Annotated in this window: 2 protein-coding genes; both read left to right on the top strand. The window is 65.0% G+C overall.

The features are described 5' to 3' along the window. Positions 1-110: 110 nt before the first annotated feature. On the top strand, positions 111-13,016 hold the full coding sequence (locus ACA065_RS17870; RefSeq protein ID WP_497690840.1) for an amino acid adenylation domain-containing protein: 12,906 nt from the start codon (positions 111-113) through the stop codon (positions 13,014-13,016). After that, a complete protein-coding gene (locus ACA065_RS17865; protein WP_497690839.1) occupies positions 13,013-24,337 on the top strand; it encodes an amino acid adenylation domain-containing protein in 11,325 nt (3,774 codons plus the stop codon). The genes ACA065_RS17870 and ACA065_RS17865 overlap by 4 nt, the downstream gene beginning before the upstream one ends. Positions 24,338-24,343: the final 6 nt, after the last annotated feature.

Genomic DNA, 24,343 nt, shown 5'->3' with positions numbered 1-24,343 from the left:
TCCAGGCCTACGGCTGTGCCTGCTTTTTACAGGCGCCCAGCACACCCGATCCAAACGGCAGCTGAAAACGGACTTTCTCCTCCACCGTGACTTATCAGGCAGGTTACCCCATGCAGTTCAGCGAATTATTGGCAGCGATTTCCACCCACGCGATCCGTCTGCAACTGGAAGAAGGCGACCTGATCATCCTGGGTGACGACGAAGCGCTGGACGACGCGCTGTGGGATCAATTGGTCGCGCACAAGCCGCGCTTGCTTGAGTGGGTGGCCGCACAGGGCGGCGACTGGCTGAGCCCGGCGTATCGCATCACCCCGGACATGCTGGCGCTGGTCGACCTCGACCAGCCGGCTATCGACCGCATCGTCGCGGCCATCCCCGGCGGCGCGGCGAATGTGCAGGATATTTACCCGCTGGCGCCGCTGCAGGAAGGCATGCTTTACCACCACCTTTCGGCGGAGCAAGGCGACCCTTACGTGCTGCACGCACAATTTGTGTTCGACAGCCGTGCGCGCCTCGACGCCTTCGCGCAAGCGCTGCAATGGGTGATCGACCGTCACGATATCCTGCGCACCTCGATGGCCTGGGAGCGCCTCGACGAGCCGCTGCAAGTGGTGTGGCGCAAGGCAACCCTGGCGTGCGAAGAGGCACATTTGACTGGTGGCGACGCTCTGGCCCAACTGCTGGCGCGCTACGACGCGCGCACCTACCGCATGAACCTGGGCCAGGCGCCGCTGCTGCGCCTGGTGTTTGCCGATGACCCGGCCAACCAGCGCGTGGTGGCGATGCTGCTGTTCCACCACACCATCCTCGACCACACCGCCCTCGATGTGGTGCGCCACGAAATCCAGCTGTACCTGGCCGGTGAGCAAGCCCAGGCCGGTGAGCCGGTTGCGTTTCGCAGCTACATCGCCCAGGTGCGCCATGGCGTCAGTGAGCAGGCGCATGAGGCGTTCTTCCGCGAGATGCTGGCGGATATTGATGAGCCAACCCTGCCCTTCGGCTTGCAGGATGTGCAGGGCGATGGGCAGGGCATTGATGAGGCGCGCGTCCCGGTGGCCAGCGCTCTCAGCCGTCGCCTGCGCAGCTTGGCGCGCCCCCTTGGCGTGAGCGTGGCGAGCATGATGCACCTGGCGTTGGCGCGCGTATTGGGCGTGGTGTCCGGGCGCGACGCGGTGGTGTTCGGCACCGTGATGCTTGGCCGCATGGGCGCAGGCGAGGGCGGTGAACGGGCGTTGGGCATGTTCATCAACACTTTGCCGCTGCGCGTGGATGTGGGCGAGCAGGGCGTGCGCGCCGGGGTCAAGGCCACCCATGAACGCCTCACCACCTTGCTCAATCATGAACATGCGTCCCTGGCCTTGGCCCAGCGTTGCAGTGGTGTGGCGGCGCCGACGCCGCTGTTCAGCGCGATGCTCAACTACCGCCACAGCGCCGCCACCGATATGGCCGCCGTCATCGACGTCGCCGAAGGCATCCAGGTGCTGGGCGCCGAGGAGCGCACCAACTACCCGCTGACCGTCAACGTGGATGATTTGGGCGAAGACTTTGCGCTGACCGTCATGGTCGACGCGAGCATCGGCGCCCAGCGCGTCGCCGGCTACCTGCATACCGCGCTGCAAAGCCTGGCCGATGCCCTGGAACAGCGACCGGATCAGCCGCTGAGCGGCCTGAACATCCTGCCCGACGCCGAGCGCCACCATCTGCTGCACGGCCTCAACCAAAGCCCCACGCACTACACCGACACCGCGCTGATCCACCAGCAAGTCGAAACCCATGCCGCCGCGCACCCCGAAGCCATCGCCCTGCGCTTCGGCAGTCAGCGCCTGACCTATCGCCAACTCAACGAACGCGCCAACCAGGTCGCCCACCGCCTGCTGGCCCAAGGCGTGCGCCCGGATGACCGCGTGGCGATCTGCGTAGAGCGCGGCCCCGAGATGATCATCGGCCTGCTGGGCATCCTCAAGGCGGGCGCCGGTTACGTGCCGATTGACCCGGCTTACCCGCTGGAGCGCATTGCCTACACCCTGGCCGACAGCGAACCGTTGGCCGTGCTGGTGCAAGCCAATACTCGCCATCTGATGGGCGAGCTGACGCAGATCGACCTCAACAGCCTGCGCGGCGAATCCATCGTCAACCCGCGCCTGAACCTCAGCCCGGCCAGCCTGGCTTACGTGATCTACACGTCCGGCTCCACCGGCCTGCCCAAAGGCGTGATGATCGAACACCGCCAAGTGGCGCGGCTGTTCACTGCCACCCAGCACTGGTTCGGCTTCAACCACAACGATGTGTGGGCGCTGTTCCATTCGTTCGCCTTTGACTTCTCGGTGTGGGAAATCTGGGGCGCGCTGATGCACGGCGGCCAATTGCTGATCGTGCCGCAACTGGTCAGCCGTTCGCCGGATGAGTGCTACGCGCTGATCTGCGAGGCCGGTGTGAGCATCCTTAACCAGACGCCCAGCGCGTTCCGCCAGTTGATCGCGGCGCAAAGCGCCCAGGCCCATTCCTTGCGCCAAGTGATCTTTGGCGGCGAAGCCCTTGAGCCGGGCATGCTCAAGCCGTGGTATGCCCGCGCCATCAACGCTGGTACACAACTGGTCAATATGTACGGCATCACCGAAACCACCGTGCACGTCACCTACCGCGCGCTGGAAGCGGCGGACGCGCAGTTGGTCGGCGTCAGCCCGATTGGTGTGCGCATTCCCGACCTGCAGCTGTATGTGTTGGACGAACGCCGCGAACCCTTGCCGGTTGGCGTGGTCGGCGAGCTGTACGTCGGCGGCGCCGGGGTGGCGCGCGGTTATCTGAACCGTGACGCGCTCAACGCCGAACGCTTCCTGGCCGACCCGGCCACGGGCCTGCGCATGTACAAGACCGGCGACCTCGGCCGCCTGCTGGCGGACGGCAGTGTCGAGTATTTGGGGCGCAACGACGACCAGGTGAAGATCCGCGGTTTCCGTATCGAGCTGGGCGAAATCGAGGCCCGCCTGGCCACCGCCGATGGCGTGCGTGACGCTGTGGTGATCGCCCGCGAAGACGTGCCGGGTGACAAGCGCCTGGTGGCCTACGTGATCGCCGAGCGTGAACTCGGGGCTGCCGAACTGCGCGACTACTTGCTGCTGAGCCTGGCCGACTACATGGTGCCAAGCGCCTTCGTATTGCTGGATAAATTCCCGCTCACCACCAACGGCAAACTCGACCGCAAGGCCTTGCCGGCCCCGGATGCCGACGCATTGGCGCGGCGTGACTACGCGGCGCCGCAAGGCGCGGTAGAAACCGCCATCGCGGCTATCTGGCAGGACTTGCTGAAGCTCGACAAGGTCGGCCGTGACGACAACTTCTTCGAACTCGGCGGCCACTCGCTGCTGGCGGTCAAACTGATCGAGCGCATGCGTCAGGTGGACTTGAGCGCCGATGTACGCGTGCTGTTCGGCCAACCCACACTGGCTGCGCTTGCGGCGGCGGTGGGCGGCCAGCAGGAAGTGCAGGTGCCAACCAACCTGATCAGCACGACGAGCGAACAGATCACGCCGGGCATGCTGCCGCTGGTGGACCTGGACCAGGCCGCGATCGACCACATCGTCAACAGCGTGCCTGGCGGCATCGCCAATGTGCAGGACATCTACGGCCTGGCGCCCCTGCAAGCGGGCATTCTTTACCACCACCTGGCAACCACCGAAGGCGACCCCTACGTGTTGCAGGTGCAGTTCAGCTTCGCTGACCAAACCGCGGTGGACGCGCTTATCCACGCGCTGCACAGCGTGATCGAACGCAATGACATCCTGCGTACCAGCATTCTCTGGGAAGGCCTCGATGAGCCGGTGCAAGTGGTGTTGCGCCAGGCGCCTCTGGCGGTTGAGCGCATCGACGTGCACGGTGTTGACGCCCTGGCGCAGCTGCAACAACGCTTCGACCCTCGCCACTATCGCCTCGACCTGTCGCGCGCCTCGCTGATGCATTTTGGTTACGCCCAGCAAGCGGGCGGCTACGTCGGCATTCTGCTGCTGCACCACATCCTGCTCGACCACACCGCCTTGCAAGTGCTGGTCGCAGAAATGAGTGCCAGCCTGGCCGGTAACAGCGCGCACCTGCCGGACGCGGTGCAGTACCGCAACTACGTGGCCCAGGCGCGCCTGGGCGTCACGCAGGCGCAACATGAAGCGTTCTTCAGCGACATGCTCGGCGACATGGATGAGCCGACACTGGCGTTCGGTGTGCAGGACGTGAATGGCGACGGCAGCGGCATCGTCGAAGCGCACTTGCCATTGGCACCGGCACTCAGCCAGGGCCTGCGCGAACAAGCGCGGCAACTCGGCGTGAGCACCGCCAGCCTGGTGCACCTGGCCTGGGCCCAGGTGCTGGCGCAAGTCTGCGGCCAGCAAGACGTAGTCTTCGGCACCGTGTTGCTGGGCCGCATGCAAGGCGGCGCGGGCGCCGACCGAGCGCTGGGGATGTTCATCAATACCTTGCCGCTGCGCGTCAGCCTTGGCGCCGTCAGCGTGCAAGCCGGTGCGCGCGCCACCCACGCGCGCCTCGCGCAGTTGCTCGGGCATGAGCACGCCTCGCTGTCACTGGCCCAGCGTTGCAGCGGCGTAGCGGGTTCGCAGCCGTTGTTCAGCACCTTGCTCAACTACCGCCACAGCGCGCCGGGCGAAGCCCCGGGAGACAGCCCGTTTGCCGCCTCCGGTATCGAGATTCTCAGTTCCCAAGAGCGCAGCAACTACCCGTTGGTGCTCAACGTGGATGACCTGGGCACAGGCTTTGCGCTGACGGTGCAGGGCGTGGCCAGCGTGGACGTACAGCGCGTGGGCGACTATATGCTCACCGCGCTGGGCCACTTGGTGACGGCGTTGCAACAAGCGCCGACCACGCCCTTGCAGGCGGTGTCGATTCTGCCGGCTGCCGAACGCCACCAACTGCTGGTGGGCTTCAACGCCACCGCCCGTGAATACCCGTCGCAGCTCACCGTGCATCAGCTATTCGAGGCCCAGGCACTGGCGCGCCCCGAAGCCGTGGCGGCGGTGCATGGCGCGTTGTCGTTGAGCTATCGCGACCTCAATCGTCGCGCCAATCGCCTGGCCCATCACTTGATCAATCAGGGTGTACAGCCTGGGGAAAGCGTGGCGACTGCACTGCCACGCTCGCTGGATTTGCTGGTGTGCCAACTGGCGATCCTCAAGTGCGCAGCAGTGTATGTGCCGCTGGACATCAACGCCCCCGTCGAGCGTCAAGCCTTTATCGTGCAAGACAGCGGCGCGCATCGTGTACTCAATAGCTTGGCCGACCTGAACCTGGACGCGCAGTCGCCGCGCAACCCGGACCTGGCGCAGTCCTCGCAAAGCGTGGCGTACATCATGTACACCTCCGGTTCCACTGGCGCACCCAAAGGCGTGCAAGTGCCGCATCGCGCGGTCTCGCGGCTGGTGCTGAACAACGGCTATGCCGATTTCAACGAACGTGATCGCGTGGCCTTTGCCTCCAACCCGGCGTTCGACGCCAGCACCCTCGAAGTGTGGGCGCCATTGCTCAATGGCGGCTGTGTGGTAGTGGTCGAGCATGCCGTGCTGCTGTCCCAGGCGGCGTTTGCCTCGCTGTTGCAGGAGCAAGCCGTCAGCGTGTTGTGGATGACTGCCGGCCTGTTCCATCAATACGCCGACGCGTTGCTGGTGGTGTTCCGCCAGTTGCGCTACCTGATCGTCGGCGGCGATGTGCTCGACCCGCAGGTGATCGGCCGCGTGCTCAAGCACGGCAAACCCCAGCATCTGCTCAACGGCTACGGGCCGACCGAAGCCACCACGTTCTCTACGACATTTGAAATCACCACGCTGGGCGAGGGCGGCATCCCGATTGGCCGGCCGATTGCGAATGCCCAGGCCTACGTACTGGATGCGCGCCAGCAACCGCTGCCGCTGGGCGTGGTCGGTGAGCTGTATATCGGCGGCGCAGGCGTGGCCAAGGGTTACTTGAACCAGCCGCAATTGAGCGCGCAAAAGTTTATCCCGAACCCCTTCGGCGACGGCCTGCTGTACCGCACGGGCGACCTGGCCAGTTGGCAGGCGGACGGCACCTTGCTGTACCAGGGGCGCAATGACCTGCAAGTGAAGATTCGCGGTTACCGCATTGAGCCCGGTGAAATCGAAGCCTGCCTGGCCGCCTTCCCCGGTGTGAAAGACGCCGTGGTGCTGGCCCGCGAAGACGAGCCGGGTGACAAGCGCCTGGTGGCGTACTACACCGCCCAGGCTCCGTTGGACATCGAAGCACTGCGCGCTCATCTGCAAGGCCAGTTGCCGGATTACATGGTGCCGTCGGCCTACGTGTGGCTGGAGCTGCTGCCGTTGACCGCCAACGGCAAACTCGACCGTAAGGGCTTGCCGGTGCCGGACCAGAGCGCGTTGCTCAGCCGCGGTTACGAGGCACCGCAAGGCGAAGTGGAAACCCAGCTGGCGCAGATCTGGCAGGACGTGCTCAAACTTGAGCGCGTCGGGCGCCATGATCATTTCTTTGAGTTGGGCGGGCATTCGTTGCTCGCGGTGAGCCTGATTGAACGCATGCGCCAGGTCGGCCTGAGCTGTGACGTGCGCGTGTTGTTCAGCCAGCCAAGCCTCGCGGCATTGGCGGCGGCAGTGGGCAGCGGCCGTGAAATAGGGGTGCCGGCCAATGGCATTCCCGCGGGCTGCACGTACATCACACCGTCGATGTTGACGCTGGTGCAGCTCGACCAGGCCGCTATCGAGCGCATCGTCGCGACGGTGCCGGGCGGTGCGGTCAATGTGCAGGACATCTACCCGCTGGCGCCGTTGCAGGAAGGCATTCTTTATCACCATATCAGCGCCGAGCAGGGCGACCCGTACCTGCTGCAATCGCGCATGGCGTTCGACAGCCTCGAACGTTTGCACGCTTTTATGGGCGCGTTGCAACAGGTCGTAGCCCGTCACGACATCCTGCGTACCGGCGTGGTCTGGGAAGGCCTGGACAACCCGGTGCAAGTGGTTTGGCGTGACGCGCAACTGCTGGTGCAGGAGGTCGCCTTGAACCCGGCTGACGGTGGCATCATCGAGCAGCTGCACACACGCTTCGATGCCCGTCACTACCGCCTCGACATCACCCAGGCGCCGTTGCTGCGCATGGTCTACGCACAAGACCCGGCGAACAATCGGGTAGCGGCGATCCTGTTGTTCCACCACCTGGCGCTGGACCATACCGCCATGGAAGTAGTCGGCCAGGAAATGCGCGCGTTCCTGTTCAAACAATCGGACGCGCTGCCCGAAGCGGCGCCGTTCCGCAATTACGTAGCGCAGGCGCGCCTCGGTGTCAGCGTGGCCGAGCATGAGCAGTTCTTCCGCGAGATGCTCGCCGATGTCGATGAGCCGACCTTGCCGTTTGGCGTGCAGGATGTGCAGGGCGATGGCCGCGATATCGAAGAGGCGCAGCTGCACCTGGACGCATCACTGGCAATGCGTGTGCGTGAGCAGGCGCGGGTATTGGGTGTCAGCGCCGCCAGCCTGATGCACCTGGCCTGGGCGCAAGTGCTGGGGTTGGTGGCCGGGCGTGATGATGTGGTGTTCGGCACCGTGCTGATGGGCCGTATGCAAGCTGGTGAGGGCGCCGACCGTGCGTTGGGCATGTTCATCAACACCTTGCCGCTGCGCGTCGACGTGGCCGTCGGCGCTGCCGTTGCGGTCAAGGCCACCCATGCGCGTTTGAGCGCACTGCTCGGTCACGAGCACGCATCCCTGGCGCTCGCCCAGCGTTGCAGCGGCGTACCGACGGCCGTGCCGTTGTTCAGCGCCTTGCTCAATTACCGCCACAGCACCCCCGGTGAAATGGCCCGCGATGGCCAGGGCATCTGGGAAGGCGTGCAACTGCTCGGCGGTGAGGAGCGCAGCAACTACCCGCTGACCCTCAGCGTCGACGACCTCGGCGCAGGCTTTGCTCTGACTGTGCTGGCGCTGCCGCAGATCGGCGCCCAGCGCCTGTGCGGCTATATGCACAGCACCGTGGAGCAGTTGGTGGCGGCCTTGGAAAACTCGGCGTCAACTGCACTCAACCAACTGCCTGTTTTGCCCCTGGCAGAACGCGACACCCTGCTGCGCGAATTCAACGCGACCGCCGCGGACTTCCCAACCGGGCACACCGTGCACGGCGCCTTCGAAGCCCAGGTGGAACGCCAGCCCCACGCGATTGCCGTGCAGCAGGACGGCGAAGTCCTGACCTATCAGCAACTCAATCAGCGCGCCAACCAGGTGGCCCATCACTTGCTGGCACTTGGCGTGCAACCCGACGACCGCGTGGCAATCTGCTGCCGCCGTGGCCCGCAGATGCTGGTGGGGCTGCTGGGGATTCTCAAGGCCGGCGCAGGCTACGTACCCATCGACCCGGCTTACCCCGCCGAGCGTATCGCCTACCTGCTGCAGGACAGCGCGCCGATAGCGGTATTGGCCGAGGCTAGCACCCGTGACCTATTGGGCGCGCAGGCCACTGTGGACCTGTTCGACGAACGCTTGCGGCATCAGCCCATCGGCAACCCACAACTGGCCACCCTGACCCCGGCGCACCTGGCGTACGTGATCTACACCTCCGGCTCCACCGGCCAGCCCAAAGGTGTGATGGTGGAACACTGCACCGTGGAAAACCTGGTGCACTGGCATTGCGAGGCCTTTGGGCTGGACGCGCGCAGCCACACCAGCAGCGTCGCCGGGTTTGGCTTCGACGCCATGGCGTGGGAAGTCTGGCCGGCACTCTGCGCAGGTGCCATCCTGCACCTGCCGCCCGCCGAGGTCGGCAATGAAAACATCGACGAATTGCTCGCCTGGTGGCTGGCGCAGCCGCTGGATGTCAGCTTCCTGCCGACCCCGGTGGCCGAGTACGCATTTAGCCAGAACCTGCAGCACCCGACCTTGCGCATCCTGCTGATCGGCGGTGATCGCCTGCGCCAGTTCAACCATGAGCGGCGTTTTGCGGTGATCAACAACTACGGGCCAACCGAAGCCACGGTGGTCGCCACCTCGGGCCGCGTGCGGGCCGGGCAGGCGCTGCATATCGGCCGGCCCATCGCCAATGCCAGTGTCTACGTGCTGGACGCGCAACTGCGCCCGGTGCCGGTGGGGGTCGCCGGTGAGCTGTATGTGGGCGGCAGCGGCGTGGCGCGGGGCTATTTGAACCGCGCCGATTTGACCGCCGAACGCTTCCTGCAAGACCCCTTCAACAGCGGGCGCATGTACCGCACCGGCGACCTGGCGCGTTGGTTGCCCGACGGCAATATCGAATACCTGGGCCGTAACGACGACCAGGTCAAAGTGCGTGGCGTGCGCGTCGAACTCGGCGAAATCGAAAGCCGCCTGGCGGCACTCGACGGCATCGGTGAAGCCGTGGTGCTGGTGCGCGAGGGTCGCCTGGTGGCCTGGTTCACCGAAAAATACCCGCTGGCGATTGAAACCCTGCATGCGCAGCTGCAAGAACAGCTGCCCGACGCGCTGGTGCCAGCGGCCTACGTCAAACTCGCCACGCTGCCGCTGACCGCCAACGGCAAGCTGGACCGCAAGGCCCTGCCGCAACCTGATCAAGCCGCGTTGCTCAGCCGCGACTATGCAGCGCCTGAAGGCTCGGTGGAAACCACCTTGGCGCGGATCTGGGCTGAGGTGTTGCAAGTCGAACAAGTCGGTCGCCACGACCATTTCTTTGAACTGGGCGGCCATTCGCTGTTGGCCGTCAGCCTGATCGAGCGCATGCGCCAGGTCGGCCTGAGTGCCGATGTGCGCGTGCTGTTCAGCCAGCCAACCCTGGCTGCGCTGGCTGGTGCAGTCGGCAGTGGCCGCGAAGTGCAGGTGCCGGCCAACCGCATTGCTGCCGACTGCCAGCGCATTACCCCGGACATGTTGCCGTTGGTTGAACTCGACCAATCGACGATTGATCAGGTCGTCAGCCGCGTACCAGGCGGCGCTGCCAATGTGCAGGACATCTACCCGCTGGCGCCGTTGCAGGAAGGTATTCTCTACCACTACATCACCGCCGAGCAGGGCGACCCGTACCTGCTGCAATCGCACCTGGCCTTCGACAGCATTGAGCGCCTGAACGCCTTCGCCCAGGCGCTGCAACGGGTCATCAATCGCCATGACATCCTGCGCACCGGCGTGGTCTGGGAAGGCCTGGCGCAACCGCTGCAAGTGGTGTGGCGCCAGGCTGAATTACCGCTTGAAGAGCTGCACCTGCAAGGTGATGTACTGGCCGGCCTGCATGAGCGTTTTGATGCGCGACGCTATCGCCTGGATATCAGTCAGGCGCCGTTGATCTGCCTGAAGTACGCCCAGGACCCGGCCAATCAGCGTGTGGTGGTGGTGTTGCTCTATCACCATATCGTCCTCGACCACACCGCCTTCGACGTGGTGCTGCGCGAAATGCAGGGCCACTTGCTCGGCCAGCCAGCGCCAACGGCGCCGCCGATGCCGTACCGCAACTACGTGGCCCAGGCGCGCCTGGGTGTGAGCGAGCAGGAACATGAAGCGTTCTTTCGCGAGATGCTCGGGGATGTCGATGAACCGACCTTGCCGTTCGGCTTGCAGGACGTGCGCGGCGACGGCAGCGCCATCGAAGAACACTGCCTGCGCCTGGACAGCGACCTCAACCGTCGCCTGCGCGCCCAGGCGCGCTTGCTCGGCGTGAGCACGGCCAGCCTGTTCCACCTGGCCTGGGGTCAAGTGCTGGCGGCCACCTCGGGTCGCGCCAGCGTGGTGTTCGGCACCGTGCTGGTCGGCCGTATGCAAGGCGCAGAGGGCGTCGACCGCGCGCTTGGGGTGTTCATTAATACCTTGCCGCTGCGCCTGGATATCGACGAACAGGGCGCCCGCGCCGCCGTCCGTGCCACCCATGGGCGCCTTACCGCGTTGCTGGGGCACGAACACGCGTCCCTGGCCCTGGCCCAGCGTTGCAGCGGCGTGGCGGCACCGGCGCCGCTGTTCAGCTCGATGCTCAACTATCGCCATCGCGGCGTCGCGACGCGCTCCGCCGACGCGCAGCAAGCCTGGGAAGGCATGCAGACGCTGGTCAACGACGGGCGCACCAACTACCCACTGACCTTGAACGTGGATGACCTGGGCGATGGTTACGACGTCACCGCCTTGGCGCAAGTCGACGCGCAACGGGTGTGCGGTTATATGCAGATTGCCTTGGCCGGGCTGGTCGAAGCGCTGGAGCAGGCGCCGCATCAGGCGCTCAATCGCTTGCCGATTCTGGGCAGTGAGGAACGGCAAAAACTGCTGGTGGAGTTCAACGCGACCGAGGTGAACTACAACCTTGAGCAAACCTTGCACGGTATGTTCGAAGCCCAGGTGGCGCGCACGCCGCAGGCCGTGGCGGTCAAGGCCGCTGACCAACACCTGACCTACAGCGAGCTCAACGAGCGCGCCAACCGCCTGGCCCATCACCTGCTTGAACGTGGCGTGCAGCCGGATTCGCGGGTGGGTATCTGCGTCGAGCGTGGCCTGGATATGGTTATCGGCCTGTTCGCCATCCTTAAGGCCGGCGGCGGTTATGTGCCGCTGGACCCGGCGTATCCACGCGAGCGCCTGGCCTACATGCTGCAAGACAGCGCGCCGGTGGTGGTGCTGGCGCAAGGCGCGACCCGTGAGTTACTGGGTGATGTGCCGGTGATCAACCTGGACCACAGCGCCTGGCAGCACCAGCCCGCCGGCAATCCCCAGGTACCGGGCCTTACCGCCCAGCACCAGGCCTACGTGATCTACACCTCCGGCTCCACCGGCCAGCCCAAAGGCGTGATCAACGAGCACGCCGGGGTGGTCAACCGCCTGCTGTGGATGCAGGACGCTTACGGCCTCAAAGCCCATGACGCGGTGCTGCAGAAAACCCCATTCAGCTTCGACGTGTCGGTATGGGAATTTTTCTGGCCGCTGTTCACCGGTGCGCGACTGGTAATGGCGCGCCCAGGCGGCCACAAAGAGCCTGAATACCTGTGCGAAGTGGTCGAAGCCGAACAGATCACCACGCTGCACTTTGTGCCGTCGATGCTGGATGTATTCCTCGCCCACGGCGATGTCAGCCAGGCGGCCGGGCTGGTGCGGGTGATGTGCAGCGGCGAAGCCTTGCCGGGCAGCCTGGTGCGGCGCTTCAAGCAGCAGCTGCCGGGAAGCGGCCTGTACAACCTGTATGGCCCGACCGAAGCGGCGGTGGACGTGACCGCCTGGAACTGCGCGCGCCCCGACGTACCGGACAACACGCCCATCGGCAAACCGATTGCCAACACGCGCATGTACCTGCTGGATGCGCAATTACAGCCGGTGCCATTGGGTGTGGTCGGCGAGTTGTTTATCGGCGGCGTGCAAGTAGCGCGCGGTTATCTGAACCGCCCTGAGCTGACCGCCGAACGCTTCCTCAATGACCCGTTCACCCACGGCCGTATGTACCGCACCGGTGACGTCGGCCGCTACTTGCCCGACGGCAATATCGAGTACCTGGGCCGCAACGATGATCAGGTGAAAATTCGTGGTCTGCGCATCGAACTGGGCGAAATCCAGGCGCGGCTGCTGGAGCATCCGCAGGTTAACGAAGCGGCTGTGGTGGCCCACGAAGACCGGTTGGTCGCTTACTACACCGGCGTGCCCGCCGGCATTGAACAGCTGCGTGCCCACCTGCTGCAGCACCTGCCGGACTTCATGGTGCCCGCGCTGTTCATGCACCTCGACGCGCTGCCGCTGAGCCCCAACGGCAAGTTCGACCGCAAGGCTTTGCCTGCGCCGGGCATGCACGCGCTGAGCGTGCGCGAGTACGTCGCGCCGCAAGGTGACACCGAGATCCTGCTGGCCAAGCTATGGGCCGAACTGCTCAACGTGGCGCGCGTAGGGCGCCATGACAACTTCTTTGAACTGGGCGGGCACTCGCTGCTCGCCGTGAGCTTGATCGGGCGCTTGCGTCAGGCAGGCCTGGAATGCGACGTGCGGGCGCTGTTCGAGCAGCCGACCCTGGCCGGCTACGCCGCCATAACCGAACGAATGGAGATCGTCCTGTGAGCCTTTCTGAGCTGTTGGCGACGCTGAAAACCAAGGACATCCAACTGGCGCTCAAGGGCGAGCAGTTGTCGGTGCAAGGCAACAAACAAGCGTTGAGCGACCCGGCGATCCTCGCCGCGTTGCGCGAGCACAAGCCGGCGTTGATCGAGTTGATCAAGGCCGGCGAGTATTCGGCGACCAAGGCTGGCGAAGTGCAAGTGCCCGCCAATGGCATCCCGGCGGGCGCCGAGCGCATCACGCCGGCCATGCTGACGCTGTCGACGCTGAGCCAGGACGAGATTGATCGCATCGTCGCCACGGTGGAGGGCGGTGTGGCGAATATCCAGGATATCTACCCGCTGGCGCCATTGCAGGAAGGCATTCTGTTCCACCATGTCAGTGCCGAGCAGGGCGACCCGTATGTGATGCAGTCGCAGTTTTCGTTCGACAGCCTGGCGCGCTTCGAGGCATTCGCTCAGGCTTTGCAACGCGTGATGGACCGCCACGACATCCTGCGTACCGGCGTGGTCTGGGACGGTTTGCAAGAGCCGTCACAAGTGGTTTGGCGCAGGGCGCAACTGCCGGTGCAGGCCCTGGCGCTGGACCCGGCCGACGGCGATATCGCCGCCCAGTTGCACGCGCGATTTGACGCCCGCCACTATCGCCTTGACGTGACCCAGGCGCCGTTGCTGCGCCTGGTACGTGCCGACGACCCGCCCCATCAGCGCATCGTTGCCACGTTGCTGTTTCATCACATGGCCCTCGACCACAGTGCCCTCGAAGTGGTGTGCCATGAACTGCAAGCATGCCTCTTAGGGCAGGGCGCAGCCTTGGGCCAGGCTGTGCCGTTTCGCAACTATGTGGCGCAGGCGCGGTTGGGGATCAGCGAGCAGGAACACGAAAGTTTCTTCCGCCAGATGCTCGGCGACATCATCGAGCCGACCTTGCCGTTTGGCCTGCAGGATGTGCAGGGCGATGCGCGCGGGATTGCCGAGGTCAGCCTGCCGTTGGCGCCAGCGCTGGGCCAGCGTTTGCGTGCGCAAGCCCGGCTGCTGGGTGTGAGCGCCGCCAGTCTGTTCCATATGGGCTGGGCGCAGGTACTGGGGGTGTTGGCCGGTAAAGAACACGTGGTGTTCGGCACGGTATTGATGGGCCGCATGCAAGGCAGCCATGACACCGATCGGGCGCTGGGGATTTTCATCAACACGCTGCCGTTTCGCGTGGACGTCGGCGCCGAGGACGTGCGCGCCGGGGTCAAGGCCACGCATGCGCGGCTGACCACCTTGCTGCGCCACGAACACGCCGCGTTGGCCCTGGCCCAGCGCTGCAGCGGCGTGGTGGCGCCGACGCCGCTGTTCAGCGCCTTGCTCAACTACCGCCACAGTGCCCCGGCCGCCAGCGCGCAAGCCGTGTCGGCCTGGCAAGGGATCGCGGCGTTGAGTGCCGAAGAGCGCACCAACTATCCGCTGACGTTGAGTGTGGATGACCTCGGCGAAGGCTTCGGCCTGAGCCTGCTGGCCAGCACGTTGGTAGACCCGCAGCGCATCTGCGCCTACCTGCAAACCGCGCTGGAAAACCTGGTGACTGCGCTGGAGCAGGCGCCGCACACACCGCTCAATCAGGTCTCGGTAGTGCCCGCCGCCGAGCAACACCAGCTGCTGGAGCAGTTCAACGCGACCCAGGCCGACTTCACGCAAGGCACCACGCTGCATGCGCGTATCGAGGCCCAGGCCGCGCTCACGCCCGAGGCTGTCGCCGCCGTGCACCAAGGCCGCCAGCTGACCTACGCCGATCTGAACCAACAAGCCAACCTGCTGGCCCATCACCTGCTGGCGCTGGGGGTCAAACCCGACGACCGCGTGGCCATCGTCGCCCGCCGTGGCCTGGACACCCTGGCCGGGCTGCTGGCGATTCTCAAAGCGGGCGCCTGCTATGTGCCGGTCGATCCGTCGCACCCGGCCGAACGCCTGCATTACCTGCTGACCGACAGCGCGCCGGTGGCGGTGTTGACCCAGCAGTCGCTGCTGGCGCGCCTGCCCGCAGTGGACGTGCCGGTGATCAACCTGGACCGCTTCACCTGGCAGCACCACTCGGCGAGCAACCCTAATGTCAATGTCACGCCATCGAACCTCGCCTATGTGATCTACACCTCGGGTTCCACCGGCCTGCCCAAAGGTGTGATGGTCGAACACCACACCGTGGCCAACCTGGTCGACTGGCATTGCCGCGCCTTTGACCTGTGCGCCGGGCGCCACACCGCCAGCGTCGCCGGTTTCGGCTTTGATGCGATGGCCTGGGAAGTGTGGCCGGCGCTGTGTGTCGGCGCGACCTTGCACCTGCCACCGGCCAATGACGGCGCCGAAGACATCGACGCCTTGCTGGCCTGGTGGTGCGCGCAACCGTTGGACGTGTGCTTCCTGCCCACGCCGGTGGCCGAGTACGCCTTCAGCCAACAGATCGAACACCCGACGTTGCGCACCTTGCTGATCGGCGGCGATCGCCTGCGCCAGTTCTCGCGCGCCCAGCGTTTCGAGTTGATCAACAACTACGGGCCGACTGAGGCCACGGTGGTCGCCACCTCCGGCAAGGTCGAGGCAGGCCAGCCGCTGCACATCGGCAAACCGATTGCCAATGCCACCGTGTACCTGTTGGATGAGCAGCAACGGCCGGTGCCGCTGGGTGTGGCCGGTGAGCTGTATGTGGGCGGCAAAGGCGTGGCGCGCGGTTACCTGAACCGCCCCGAGCTGACCGCCGAACGTTTCCTGCAAGACCCGTTCAACGCCGGGCGCATGTACCGAACCGGCGACCTGGCGCGCTGGTTGCCAGACGGCACTCTCCAATACCTTGGGCGTAATGACGACCAGGTGAAGATCCGTGGCGTGCGCATCGAATTGGGCGAGATCGAAACCCAGCTCAACCAATTGCCCTGCATTCAGGAAGCGGTGGTGTTGGTGCGTGAAGAGCGGCTGGTGGCTTACTTCACCGAAAACGCTCAGCTCGACGCGCTGGCCGTAGGCGACATTCGCTCCCATCTGGTGGCGCACCTGCCGGACTACATGGTCCCGGTCGCCTATGTGAAGCTTGACGCATTACCTTTGACTGCCAATGGCAAACTCGACCGCAAGGCCTTGCCGGCGCCGGACATGGCCGCTGTATTCACCCGCGGGTACGAAGCGCCCCAGGGCGAGATCGAAAGCGTACTGGCGCAGATCTGGGCCGATGTGCTGCAAGTAGAGCGCGTCGGGCGCCGCGATCATTTCTTTGAACTGGGCGGTCACTCGCTGCTGGCGATGCGCATGGTTTCCCAGGTGCGTCAGCGCTTGGGTGTCGAATTGATCCTCGGCGACCTGTTTGCCAATGCCGAGCTGGCGGCAGTCGCCGAAGTGCTGGCCCAGGCGGGGCGCAGCACCTTGCCGGATATTCTGCCGGCCAACCGCGATGAAGACGTGCCGCTGTCTTTCGCCCAGCAGCGCCTGTGGTTCCTGGCGCTGATGGAAGGCGCCAACACCGCTTATAACATCCCTATCGGCCTGCGCCTGCGTGGGCAGTTGCATGTCGAGGCGCTGCAACGGGCGCTGGCGCGTATTGTTGCGCGCCACGAAACCCTGCGCAGCCGTTTCGCCCAGCACGGCGACGATGCCAAGGTGCTGATCGTGCCCGCCGAAGACGTACTGCCGCTGCAAGTGCAGGACCTGCGCCGCCACCCACAACCGCAGCAGGCGTTGGACGCCTTGATCCACGGCGAAGCCTCGGCACCGTTTGACCTGGAGCGCGGCCCGCTGCTGCGCGGGCGGCTGGTGGTAATGGCCGACGATCACCATGTGCTGTTGCTGACCTTGCACCACATTGTCTCCGATGGCTGGTCGATGGGCGTACTGACCCGCGAGCTGATGGCGCTGTATCAAGCGTACAGCCACGGCCTGCCTGACCCGTTGCCGGCGCTGGCGATCCAGTACGGCGACTTTGCCGTGTGGCAGCGTTTGTGGCTCAGCGGCGAAGTGCTGCAGCGCCAGAGCAGCTATTGGCAAACGGCCCTGGCGGGTGCGCCGGCCTTGCTCACCTTGCCCACTGACCGCCCGCGCCCTGCGCAACAGGACTACGCGGGCAGCAGCGTCGAAGTGCGCCTGGACGAACGCCTCACCGCTGGGCTCAAGGCCTTGAGCCAACGCCATGGCACCACGCTCTACATGACCATGATGACGGCCTGGGCCGCGTTGCTGGCCAGGCTGTCCGGGCAGCACGATCTGGTGATCGGCTCGCCGGTGGCCAACCGCACGCGCAGTGAAGTCGAAGGCTTGATCGGCCTGTTCGTCAACACCCTGGCGGTGCGCATCGACACCTCGGGTGGGTTGAGCACCGAGGCGCTGTTGGCGCGGGTCAAGGCGCTGACGCTGGAGGCCCAGGCCCATCAGGACCTGCCGTTTGAACAGGTGGTGGAGATCACTCGGCCAACGCGTAGCCTGGCCCATAGCCCGGTGTTCCAGACCTTGCTGACCTGGCAGGACAGCAGTGCGCCGACCCTGGCGCTGGGCGACCTGGCCTTGGAAGGCATTGTCGAGAACAGCCACTTTGCCAAGTTCGATTTGTCGCTCAACCTCAGCGAAGTGCAGGGCAGCATTCTCGGCGCATTGGAATATGCGGTGGCGCTGTTTGATCAGTCGACCGTGCAGCGTTACGTCGGCTATTTCACGCGCCTGCTGCAGGCCATGGTCGATAACGACCAGGCGGTGCTTGAGCATGCGCCGTTGGTGGATGAGCGTGAACGTCAGCACCTGCTGGTTGATTTCAACGCCACGCAGGTGACTTACAACCTCGACCAAACCCTGCACGGGCTGTTCGAAGCGCAGGTGAAACGCACACCGGACGCGGTTGCGGTCAAGTCCGGCGAGCAGCAACTGACCTATGCCGAACTCAACGCGCAGGCCAATCAGTTGGCCCATCACCTGCTGGCGCTTGGCGTGCAGGCAGATTCGCGAGTGGCGATCTGCGTGGAGCGCGGCCTTGCGATGGTCGTCGGGCTGTACGCGATTCTCAAGACCGGCGCCGCCTATGTGCCGCTGGACCCGGCCTATCCACTGGAACGCCTCGCCTACATGCTGGAGGACAGCGCGCCGGTCGTGGTGCTGGCGCAGGGTTCTACCCGCGAGTTGCTGGGCGCGGTGCCGGTGGTCGATCTGGACCAGCCCTGCTGGCAGCAGCAACCCGTTGCCAACCCCGGCGCAGAGGGCGTCACGGCGTATGTCATCTACACCTCCGGTTCCACCGGCCAGCCCAAAGGCGTGATCAACGAACACCGCGGCGTAGTCAACCGACTGCTGTGGATGCAGGACGAATATGGCCTCAAGACGCATGACACGGTGCTGCAGAAAACCCCGTTCAGCTTCGACGTGTCGGTATGGGAGTTCTTCTGGCCGCTGTTGACCGGCGCGCGCTTGGTGATGGCGCGCCCAGGCGGGCATAAAGAGCCGGAGTACTTGTGTGAAGTGATCGAGGCCGAACAGATCACCACGCTGCACTTTGTGCCGTCGATGCTCGATGTATTCCTGGCGCACGGTGACGTGAGTCAGGCAGCCGGCCTGGTGCGCGTGATGTGCAGCGGCGAAGCCTTGCCGGGCAGCCTGGTGCGGCGCTTCAAACAGCAGTTGCCGGGCAGTGAGTTGCATAACCTGTATGGCCCGACCGAAGCGGCAGTCGACGTTACCGCGTGGAATTGCACAGGCCCGCTGACGCCGGACAACACGCCAATCGGCAAGCCCATCGCCAATACACGCATGTATCTGCTCGACAGCCAGTTGCAGCCAGTGCCGCTGGGCGTGGTGGGTGAGCTGTTCATCGGTGGCGTGCAAGTGGCGCGTGGGTATCTGAACCGGCCGGAGCTGACGGCTGAGCGTTTCCTCAACGACCCGTTTAACAACGGGCGGATGTACCGCACCGGTGACGTCGGGCGCTATTTGCCCGACGGCAATATCGAGTACCTGGGGCGCAATGATGACCAAGTGAAAATCCGTGGTTTGCGCATTGAACTGGGGGAAATCCAGGCGCGGTTGACCGAGTATCCGTCGGTCAATGAAGCCGCCGTGGTGGCTCGCGAGCAACGCCTGGTGGCTTACTACACTGGCGCGCGCAGCGAAATTGACGCGCTGCGCAGCCATCTGCTGCAGCACCTGCCGGAGTTCATGGTGCCGGCGATGTTCGTGCACCTTGACGCGCTGCCGCTGAGCCCCAACGGCAAGCTCGACCGTAAAGCCTTGCCGGAGCCTGGCCCGGACTCAGTGGTGGTGCGCGAGTACGAAGCGCCTCAGGGCGACACGGAAATTGCCTTGGCCAGCCTCTGGGCCGAGTTGCTCAACGTGGAGCATGTGGGCCGTCACGACAACTTCTTCGAACTGGGCGGGCACTCGCTGCTGGCCGTCAGCTTGATGGGGCGCATGCGTCGCCTTGGGTTGTCAGCGGATGTGAAGGGGCTGTTTGGCCAGCCGACACTCTCGGCATTGGCGGCGACCCTGGGCGCTGGTCGCGAAGTCGCGGTGCCGGCCAATCGCATTGCTGCCGATTGCACGCAGATCACCCCGGCCATGCTGCCGTTGGTCCAGCTGGATCAAGCGGCTATCGACCGCATCGTTGCGAGCATCCCCGGCGGCGCGGCGAATGTGCAGGACATTTACCCGCTGGCGCCGCTGCAGGCCGGCATTCTCTATCACCATCGCGCCGTCTCGACAGGCGATGCGTACCTGCTGCAGGCGCAGTTTGCCTTCGACAGCCTGCTGAGGCTGGAGGCCTTCGCCCGTGCGTTGCAGGCGGTGATCCAGCGCCATGATGTGTTGCGCTCATCCTTGCATTGGGAGGGCCTGGAAGAGCCGGTGCAGGTGGTTTGGCGTGACGCCAGGTTAAGCGTGGAAACAGGCCCGCTGCCGGAACGTCTCGACCTGGCGCAAGCGCCCCTGATGCGTCTGGTTTACCTGCAGGAACCGCAGCGCGTGGTGGCGACGTTGCTGTTCCATCACCTGGTGATGGACCACATCGCACTGGATATCCTGCAGCACGAAATGCAGGCGTTTTTGTTGGGCCGAGAGGATGAGTTGGACGCTGCGGTGCCGTACCGCAATTACGTGGCCCAGACCCGTTTGGGTGTTGACGATCACGAAACGTTCTTGCGCGAAATGCTGGGCGAAATCGACGAACCCACCGAGGTCGAGGACCTGGGCGGCACTGAAAAAGCCCATCTGGCGATTGACCTTGATTTGAGCCAACGCCTGCGTACCCAGGCTCGCCAAGCGGGCGTAAGCGCCGCGAGCCTGATGCACCTGGCCTGGGCGCAGGTGTTGGGCAAAGTCAGCGGCCGCGAGCAGGTGGTGTTCGGCACCGTGATGCTCGGCCGCCTGCAAGGTGGCGAAGGCGCCGAGCGGGCCATGGGCGTGTTTATCAACACGTTGCCGTTGCGCGTCGACCTGGGTGAACACACGGTGCGAACCGCGTTGCGCGCTACCCATGCGCGTCTCACCCAGTTGCTCAGCCATGAGCACGCGCCCCTGGCCTTGGCCCAGCGCTGCAGCGCGGTGCCGGTAGCGACGCCATTGTTCAACGTGCTGTTCAACTACCGTCACAGTGCGCCGCAACAGGGTGGTGTGGCCGCGGCATGGCAAGGTATTCAACTGCTGAAAGCCGAGGAACACACCAATTACGGGTTGTCGGTGAGTGTGGATGACCTCGGTGAGGGTTTCAGCCTGCAAGCCATGGGGCAGGGCACCGGGCGTTTGTGCAACTACCTGCAGGTCGCGCTGGAGCAACTGGTGCAGGCGCTGGAGCACAACACTCAAACCGCCATCAGCCGCTTGCCGGTCCTGCCCGCCGCCGAACGCGAACAGCTGCTGGCGTTCAACGCCACCACCCGTGCGTTCCCCCGTGAGCACACGGTGCAGAGGCTGTTTGAAGCCCAGGCCCAGGCGCGCCCTGACGCTGTGGCGGTGCTGCAGGGCGAGCAGGCGTGGAGTTACGGTGAGTTGAACACTCGCGCCAACCGTCTGGCCCATCACCTGTTGAGCCTGGGTGTTCGGCCCGCCGACACGGTGGCGATCCTGCTGCCGCGCTGCATGGATTTACTGGTCAGCCAACTGGCCGTGCTTAAATGCGCGGCGGCCTATGTGCCGTTGGATATCAACGCGCCCGCCGAACGCCAGGGCTTTATGCTGCAAGACAGCGGCGCGGCGTGGTTGCTGACCCACAGCGAGACGGTCGTTGAATACCCGGCACGGCGCCTGGACCTCGACACGCTGGCTCTGGACCCGCAACCCAGCCACAACCCGGATTTGTCGCAGTCTTCGGACAGCGTGGCGTACATCATGTACACCTCCGGCTCCACCGGCACGCCCAAGGGCGTGTTGGTGCCGCATCGCGGTATCACGCGGCTGGTGCTCAACAACGGCTATGCCGACTTCAACGCAGCGGACCGCGTGGTCTTCGCCTCCAACCCGGCGTTCGACGCGAGCACCATGGACGTGTGGGGCCCATTGCTCAACGGCGGCCAGGTGCAGGTGATCGACCATGCGACCCTGCTCGACCCGCGCGCCTTCGGCATTGCGCTGCAAGGCGCGACGGTGCTGTTTGTGACCACCGCGCTGTTCAACCAATACGTGCAGATGATGCCTGAGGCGCTGGCCGGCTTGCGCATCCTGCTGTGCGGCGGCGAGCGTGCCGACCCGGCGGCGTTCCGCAGTCTACTGGCCCAGGCGCCGGGCTTGCGGTTGGTGCATTGCTACGGGCCGACCGAAACCACCACCTACGCCACCACGTATGAAGTGCGCACACTTGCCGAGGACGCCGACAGCGTGCCCGTCGGCAGGCCGATTTCCAACACGCAGATCCATGTGCTGGATGCTTGGCAGCAACCGGTGCCCGTGGGGGTGACTGGTGAGATCTGCATCGGCGGCGACGGCGTGGCCAAGGGCTATTTGAACCGGCCTGAGCTGAGCGCTGAAAAGTTTGTGCGAGACCCGTTCAACCCAGGCGCCTTGATGTACCGCACCGGCGACCTTGGCCGTTGGACGGCGGACGGCCTGCTGGCGTGCATCGGGCGCAATGACGACCAGGTCAAGATCCGTGGTTTTCGCATTGAGCTGGGCGAGATCGAGGCGCGCCTGGCGACGTTTGCGGGCATTCAGGAAGTGGTGGTGCTGGCGCGTGAAGACGTGCCGGGTGACAAGCGCCTGGTGGCGTACTTCACCTGGGCGGGCGAACCCGCCGAGGTCGACAGCGTACGTGCGCATCTGCACAGCCAATTGCCGGACTACATGGTGCCGTCGGCCTACGTGCCGCTTGAGCATCTGCCGCTGACGGCCAACGGCAAGATTGATCGCAAAGCCTTGCCGGTTCCGGCCTTGGGCGCGTTGAACCGCCGCGATTTCGAAGCACCGGCCGATGCGTTGGAGCAGATCCTGGCGCAACTGTGGGCCGAGGTATTGAAGCTCGACCAGGTCGGGCGGCATGACAGCTTCTTCGAGCTGGGCGGGCATTCGTTGCTGGCGATCCGACTGGTCAACCTGATGGAAGAAGCGGGGTTGCAGGTGTCCCTGGCCGAGCTGTTCCAGCATGCCAGCGTGGCCTGCGTTGCCGCGATGTTGCACCAGCGCACGGATCAGCCGGTGCGCGACAGTTCGGTGATTACCGTGCGCAGCAGCGGCTCGCAGCCGCCGCTGTTTCTGGTGCACGAGTTCAGCGGCATGGATGTGTACTTCCCGGCGCTGGGCCAGCACCTGCCCGGTGACTACCCCATTTACGGCCTGCCGGGCGCGGCGCTTGGCGAGTCGCACCTGAACACCATGGAAGGTCTGGCGGCGCGCATGGTCGGGCTGATTCGGGGTATCCAGCCCCATGGGCCGTACCGGCTCGCGGGTTGGTCGTTTGGTGGCGTGTTGGCCTACGAAGTGGCGATGCAGTTGTTGGGGCTGGATGAGGCGGTGGCCTTCCTCGGTTTGATCGACAGTTACGTGCCGCGCATGACCGACCAGGGCAAGACGCGTTGGAGCGGGCCGGATGCCCTCAAGCGGCATTTGCTGTTGCAGTGCACGGCGTATTGGAAAGCACAGGGAGGTGTGGATGAGCTGGCGAGCCTTGACTACTTGGAGGCAGGCATTGGACAGCTGGACTTTGCGGGTCTGCTGCAACGCTGTCGCGATGAAGGTTTGCTATACGCGCAAATGGCAGCGGCTGCGGACGCGGACCTCTTGAGTTTTATCCAGCGTGAGGTCGGGCATGGGCATGCGTTGGCGCATTACAGCCTGTTCCCACTGCCGGTGGCGGTGCACCTGTTCAGCGCGCAGGAGCGGCCGACCGAGTTGTCGCGGCGCAGTGTTTCGCTGGGTTGGGAGGACGCGTTGGCGCCGGGGCAATTGCGCCAGGTGCAGGTGCCGGGGGATCACCAGAGCATGATGCAGGCGCCGCATATTCAGGCGTTGGGGCGTGCGATGACTGAGGCGCTGGCAGTGGGTGTGCCGGTGGCTGAGGCGGCGCATCAGCCGTTGTTGCGCATTCAGAGTGGGCGGGCGGGGTATGCGCCGGTGTTCTGTGTGCCGGGGGCGGGGGATAGCGTCACGGGGTTTGTGGGGTTGAGTGAGGCGCTGGGGCGTGACTGGCCGTTGTTTGGGCTGCAACCGCGCGGGTTGGATGGCGAGGGGGTGCCGCATAGCCAGGTGGAAGCGGCGGCGCGGTGTTATCTGGCGGCGCTGGCGCAGGAGTGCCCGCAGGGGCCGGTGCATTTGGTGGGGCATTCGTTTGGCGGCTGGGTGGCGTTGGAGATGGCGCTGCGGTTGCAGGCGATGGGCCGCGAGGTGGCGTCGTTGACGGTGATTGACAGTGAATCGCCGGGGGGCTCGGGTAAGCCTTATACGACCACGGCGGCGTTGTTGCGGTTGATCGAGGCGATGCAGTTGGCGGCTGGGAAGTCGCTGGGTATCGACCCGGTGGATTTTGCCGGGCGTGATGAAGTGGCGCAGCGCAAGGGCTTGCATGCCGGGATGGTGGGTGTGGGGTTGTTGCCGGGGCGCTCTGCGGTGGATGCCATGGACGGGCCGGCGCGCACGTATGCGGCGGCGTTGCGCACGGTGTATCGGCCTTTGCAGCGTTATAACGGGGTGGTGCGGTTGGTGTTGGCTGAGGATCCTTCGCTGGATGCGGCGGGGAATCAGCGGGAGCAGGGGTTGATGGTTGAGGGGTGGCGGCGGCAGGGGAGTGGGTTGCAGGTTTGGTATGGGCCGGGGAACCACTTTACGTTGCTTAAGGCGCCGAATGTGGTGGGGTTGTCGCGGTGGTGGCTGGAAGGGGTGGTGATTGGGGAGGTGGTGTCTTGAAGGCCG

This window comes from Pseudomonas sp. LBUM1640, assembly GCF_059716225.1.
This window is presented reverse-complemented; position numbering and strand designations above follow the sequence as displayed.

Bases quoted from the DNA above. Each gene is read 5' to 3' on its own strand.
- ACA065_RS17870 (WP_497690840.1), top strand. From the start codon at position 111: ATGCAGTTCAGCGAATTATTGGCAGCGATTTCCACCCACGCGATCCGT.